The 5,404-nt window shown below is 60.4% G+C and carries 7 protein-coding genes; 2 read left to right on the top strand and 5 right to left on the bottom strand.

All coding sequences use genetic code 11. From position 1 onward, the window contains the following. Nucleotides 1-189 precede the first annotated feature (189 nt). Both rsmD and AB4043_RS13090 read left to right on the top strand, forming a co-directional pair. Entirely contained in the window at nucleotides 190-747 is a 558-nt protein-coding gene (gene rsmD / locus AB4043_RS13095; protein ID WP_442303390.1) for a 16S rRNA (guanine(966)-N(2))-methyltransferase RsmD, read from the top strand. A gap of 71 nt (nucleotides 748-818) precedes the next feature. Next, nucleotides 819-1,379 (top strand): Maf family protein, encoded by a 561-nt coding sequence (locus AB4043_RS13090; protein WP_442303389.1) that lies wholly within the window; start codon nucleotides 819-821, stop codon nucleotides 1,377-1,379. Between the two features lie 211 nt (nucleotides 1,380-1,590). On the opposite strand, the gene AB4043_RS13085 is transcribed toward AB4043_RS13090, so the two are convergent. The 5 genes from AB4043_RS13085 to AB4043_RS13065 form a co-directional block, all read right to left on the bottom strand. After that, a complete protein-coding gene (locus AB4043_RS13085; RefSeq protein ID WP_442303388.1) occupies nucleotides 1,591-2,691 on the bottom strand; it encodes a M20 family metallopeptidase in 1,101 nt (366 codons plus the stop codon). Beyond that, nucleotides 2,688-3,458: a gamma-glutamyl-gamma-aminobutyrate hydrolase family protein gene (locus AB4043_RS13080; RefSeq protein WP_442303387.1), complete on the bottom strand. Its 771-nt coding sequence runs from the start codon at nucleotides 3,456-3,458 to the stop codon at nucleotides 2,688-2,690. The genes AB4043_RS13085 and AB4043_RS13080 overlap by 4 nt, the downstream gene beginning before the upstream one ends. A gap of 114 nt (nucleotides 3,459-3,572) precedes the next feature. Further along, the gene (locus AB4043_RS13075; protein ID WP_442307235.1) at nucleotides 3,573-4,013 is read right to left on the bottom strand and encodes a DUF6265 family protein; all 441 of its coding nucleotides are present in this window, start codon (nucleotides 4,011-4,013) and stop codon (nucleotides 3,573-3,575) included. Between the two features lie 158 nt (nucleotides 4,014-4,171). Then, nucleotides 4,172-4,849 (bottom strand): YqaA family protein, encoded by a 678-nt coding sequence (locus tag AB4043_RS13070; RefSeq protein WP_442303385.1) that lies wholly within the window; start codon nucleotides 4,847-4,849, stop codon nucleotides 4,172-4,174. Between the two features lie 53 nt (nucleotides 4,850-4,902). Next, nucleotides 4,903-5,404, bottom strand: a 502-nt coding sequence (locus AB4043_RS13065; protein WP_442307234.1) for a MogA/MoaB family molybdenum cofactor biosynthesis protein, incomplete at its 5' end; no start/stop codon positions are given.

Here is a 5,404-nt window from a genome sequence, read left to right as displayed (position 1 = left end):
CACCACCACGGCAAAGACGAGGATCAGCCAGAGAGCGACGCCGCGCATGCCATTGTGGTTGGAGAACGAAGCCCAGCTCACCGAGAGCGCGAGCAGCAGCACGAAGAAGGTGTGCATGCGTATCTCTACGCCGAACCAACGGCCGAGCKGGATGGACCAGGAGCGCATGAGGTTTATTGTAGTCACGGGATGAGGATCATCGGTGGGAAGTGGAGATCGAGGCAGATTGCGGCGCCAAAAAACGAGGCAACCAGGCCGACCAGCGACCGTCTGCGCGAGACGCTCTTTAACGTGCTGGGACAGGACTGTACCGGCTTGCGTGTGCTGGACTTATACGCCGGCTCGGGTGCGGTGGGCCTGGAGGCCCTGAGCCGCGGCGCGCGCCGTGTCTGGTTTGCGGAGAAGTCATCGTCCTCTCTGGCCACGCTGCGGGCCAATCTGCGGGCGCTGGGAGCCGAGGGAGCCGTCGTCGACAACAGCGGCGTTTCGACGCTGCTCTCCAAACTCGCCAAAGAAAAGACCGCGATCGACCTGATCTTCCTCGATCCGCCATGGGATATGGCGCAGGAGTACGAACGCACCCTCGCCTTCCTGGGCTCGCATGAAGAGCTGCTGAACGATGGCGCCCGCGTGGTCGCCGAGCATCGCAGCAAGGTGGAGCTCCCGGAGCGGGCCGGCAACCTTGAGCGCACGCGTGTGCTCAAACAAGGGGACGCTTCCTTGAGCTTTTACCAATGGAATAGCTGAATCCGGGCGCTGGAGCCGTTGCAGCCGGACCATTCAACTATTCAACGATTCAACCATTCATACTGATTTCTATGCGCTTGATTCTCGCTTCCGCCTCTCCTCGCCGCCGGGAACTCCTCACCCAGGCCGGCATCCCATTCACGGTGGAGACGGCTGATATCGACGAATCGCAGTATCCCGGAGAAGATCCGGTGGCCTATACCACCCGCCTGGCACGTGAGAAGGCGCAGGTCGTGCTCGCCAGGCATCCCTGCGAACACGATCTGGTGGTGCTGGGCGCCGATACTACGGTGACGCTCGATAACACGTTGCTGGGAAAACCGACAGGCGCCGCTGATGCGAGAGTGATGCTGCGCACCCTGAGCGGACGCGTTCACCAGGTGGTCACTGGCGTTGCCTTGCTGTCGTTTCAGAAGGCGGTGGTGCATGCCGAGACGACCAACGTCTTCTTCCAGACGATGACGGAGCAGGAGATTGCCGAGTACATCGCTACCGGGGAACCGATGGATAAGGCCGGGGCGTATGGCATTCAGGGTAGTGCCGCACGGTTTATTCCGCGGATTGAAGGGGATTATTCCAACGTTGTAGGTTTGCCGATTGCAGCTGTGGCGAATCTTTTGAAGAGTTTTTGAATAACCACAGAGTTTTGAATAACCACGACACTGGGTGCCCCGGGTCCCTCGGGGACCTGGGTATTCGAGCGAAGCTCGAACCCCTTTCCTTCAACCTGAACGAGTGAGAAAGATCCGCTTGAAATGAAGTGCCTAGGAAAGAAAAGGCCGGGCCCACGTCCCTAAGGGGACATGGGGCACCCAGTTCGGTGGCTCAACTAGCAGCCAGGAACTAGCAACTAGCAACCATCCGCGCCAGCAGTTCCGTACGTGGGGCGATGTGTGCGATCTCAATCTGCTCGTGCACTGCGTGTGCTCCGATGCCGACCGCGCCCATGCCATCGAGCGTTGGTGCAAACGGAGCGGTGAAGTTGCCGTCCGAGCCTCCGCCGGTCGCTGCTTCGTCCAGTGAAAACCCAAGGCCAGCCGCTAGTTTCTTCGCCTGGCGATAGAGCCGCACAGTTCCCGCGGACCGCTCCATCGGAGGGCGATTGATGCCGCCGGTCACCGTCACCGTGCACTCCTTGTCCACAACCTTCAGTGCGCGCAGCTTGCGATCGATGCGTTCGCCATCGCGCACGGTTGGGATCCGCAGATCGATCTCGGCCCAGGCTTCGGCGGCAATCACATTCGACTTGGTGCCGCCGCCGATGACGCCGGCGTTCAGCGTGATGCCGCGCTTCAGGTCATTCAGTTCGGCAATCTTCAGCAACTGCCGCGAGAGCTCCAGTGTCGCCGAATGCCCTTTCTCCGGATCCACACCCGCATGTGCGCTCACACCGGTCACGGCAATGCGATAGTTGCCGATTCCCTTGCGCTGGGTCTTGTAAGCCCAGTTCGGCGCCTGTGCCGGCTCCAATACAAAGACCGCCTCGGCTGTCTGTGCGATCTTCTCCGTGACGGGCCGTGACGCAGGGCTGCCGATCTCTTCGTCGGAGACGAGCAGCAACACCACCTCGCGTTGCAGCTCCGCAACGCGCAAGGCTTCCAGCGCCATCGCGACTCCGAGCTTCATGTCCAATACGCCGGGGCCATAGAGATGGGTCGCTGTCTGCCGCCAGGGCATCGTCTTCAGTGTGCCGATGGGCCATACGGTATCGAGATGGCCGAGCAGGACGACCGGCTTACGCCCCTTGCGCTTCGAGCCAAAACGCAATTCGAGCAGGTCGCCGTGCTGCTTCTGCCGATGGCGCTTGACCTGCGGCTGCAACCCTGCGGCAAGTTCCAACAGGACGTCGTTGCAACGATCGACTGCGGCCTTATCGTCCGATGGAGAGTCGATCTCCACCAGCTTCCGTGTCTGGGTAATGACGCGGGCGACGTCGATGGTCATGCGATGGAGTCCTTGATCTCGCGCGGCTTCCACTGCCGTGCCTCGTCGACAAAGCGCTCGAAGATCGCCCGTGAAGCCGGCGAATGATCGAAGGTGCGCTCCGGATGCCACTGCACTCCCAGCACAAAGTGGCCTGGATGCTGGCCTCCTTCGACGGCCTCGATGACGCCGTCCGTAGGACACCGCGCCACAATTCGCAGACCGTCGCCGGGATCCTGCAGCGCCTGGTGATGGCTGCTGTTCACCGGCACCGTGAGCATGTGGTCATGCTCCGGAACGCCCGTTGCCGCCACAATGCCGCCCAACATGGAGTCGGCTGCCACCTCGGCTGGATGAGCCTCCATCACTTCGCGGCCGGCACGATGATCGATCCCGGTGTCCTGCACATGCTGTACTAACGAGCCGGTCCGCCACACATTCAACATCTGCACACCGAAGCAGATGCAGAGCAGTGGCTTGTGCATGTTGTGCGCATCCTGCAGCAGCAGCTCATCGACATTCTCGCGCGCGGGATCGGCATCGGCGGTCTCAGGATCGCGCGGCTGCCCATACTTCTGCGGATTCACATCGGCGCCGCTGCCGGGCAGAAGAAAGGCCTGGCAGCTGTTGGCAATCCTGGCAATCTCAGCGTTGGTGCTGTCCAGCGGCACCGGAACCGGCTCCGCTCCGCAACGCCGAAGCGCCTCAGCATACTGCGGCCACGCACGCTGCGAGTACGCTGCATCGGTAGACCAGGGAATAGGGATAGCAATACGGGGTGTATCCATAAAGGACTTATTTTATTGAATGATTGAATAACGAAATAATTGAATAAGACGAAAAGCTGAACGGGCAGCGTCGGCGATTATTCAATCATTCAATTTTTCAATCATTCCAGTCGTTTACGGCGTTCGCCGTAAACGGAACTCATCTTTCACTTCTTTGCCGTTCTTTGTCCGCGTCAGCGTGCTGAACAGCATCGCTCCATGCCGCTCGTAGTGGAGCGTGATTTTGCCGTTGGAGAAGGTCACGGAGTTGGCTTCGTGCTCCGTCATCGGCAGGCGGACGAACTCGTCCTTTGGCTCCCAGCCCTGCAGATTGGCGTTGAAGTGCTTCATCTTGTAGACCGGCTGGCCGTTCTCGATCTCGATCGCCCAGAACTCATAGAAGACCGGAGCCTCATCCTTGAGGACGCGATAGGTGCCGACCATGCTCTCCCCAATGGGAGACGACCAGTACTCCTCTTCGGTGGCCGAGGTCCAATGGCCGCTGAGAAACGCCAGTGGCGCCAGACGTGGGTCGGCCTTTGGYTTCTGAGCCAGGGCAGGAACAGTCAGCAGCAACAGTACTAGAGCATTTCTCCTGTAGCTGGGTATCCCGGGACGAGCGTGCAGCGGCGTTTTCATTGCGGAAAACGCCCATAGATGCACAAGCCCTGCTCTACACCTACAGGAAAAATGCTCTATCCAGCGTTTCATCATTGGCCTATCACCGGCTTCAACTATTCAACCGAATCCACGGGTTCAACCGCGCCGTTTTCCTCAACGGGAAAACGGTCGCCTTTGCGGCGGTCGAAGAGTTTGCGGATGATCCAGAAGCCTACGAGCAGCAGCAGCAGGCCACCGATGCCGATGACATAACCTGTGTGCTCATGAATCATGTTGCCGGCGGTGTCGATGATCTGCGGGCCGTAGAGGATGGTGATGACTGCTTCGGCTCCGAAGCGGAGGAACTTGCCCAGGAAGATCGCCAGAAAGAATGCCGTCGTGCGCATCTCGAAGACGCCGGCGGCAAACTCGAAGAGCTTGATCGGTGTCGGCGGCGGCAGCATGGCCGGGATCATGATGGCCAGGAACTCCTGCCGCTCAAAGCGGTCACGGAGCTGCTCATAGCGCTTGCGGTTGATCCGCTTCAGCAGAAACAGCTCGCCACCGGCACGGCCGACATAGAAGGGCACCAGGCTTCCAATCGCGGAACCCGCCGCTGCCAGCAGCACAAACAGGAACGCCTTGGGGTGATCGTGGACGACATAGGCGATGAGCAGGGCGTCGATCGGGACCGGAATGGTCGCGGAGTCAATGAGGGCAAGAGCGCCGATTCCCCAGAAGCCAAGCGGCAGCAGCAACTTGAGCAGCCAAGCGAGGAACTTGTGAATAAGTACTGAAGGTGAAGATTTCACGGAAGTTCCATTTTATCGTGCCTGGGTTAACTTGATTTGACTTTGGACGCCGCTTACCGGTTCAGGCCGGCGTGATCGGTGTGCCCCGCCAGAAGCTCGAGGGCATGCGGCAGAAGGGGAAGCACGGTCTCCAGCGACTCCTGCGCACCGCTGGGGCTTCCAGGAAGGTTGATGACCAGCGTCCGGTCGAGGATGCCGCAGACACCCCGGCTGAGCGCAGCCAGCAGCGTTTTTTTTGCCCCCTCGAAGCGCATGCGCTCCGCCAGACCGGGAACCAGCCGGGTGCAGACCGAAAGTGTGGCCTCCGGCGTGACGTCCCGTTCCGCCAGGCCTGTTCCTCCGGTGGTGACCACAAGCTGCGCCTCTCTGGCCGACTCCCGCAGTGCGGAAGCAATGGCCTCCACATCGTCCGGAACCAGCCGCTGATCGACCGTAAACCCTGCCGCTTCAAGCACCTTCCGCACCCGGGGACCGGAGAGATCCTCTCTTCGGCCGGCGAAGCTGCTGTCGGAAACAGTAATGACTGTGGCGCGCACCCGGTCATTGTACGGGGGG

Origin of the sequence: Terriglobus sp. YAF25, assembly GCF_052113305.1 — a bacterium.
In the GTDB taxonomy this organism is placed as follows: domain Bacteria; phylum Acidobacteriota; class Terriglobia; order Terriglobales; family Acidobacteriaceae; genus Terriglobus.
Note: the sequence above shows the minus strand (reverse complement) of the source record. Positions and strands in the feature narration are given on the sequence as shown.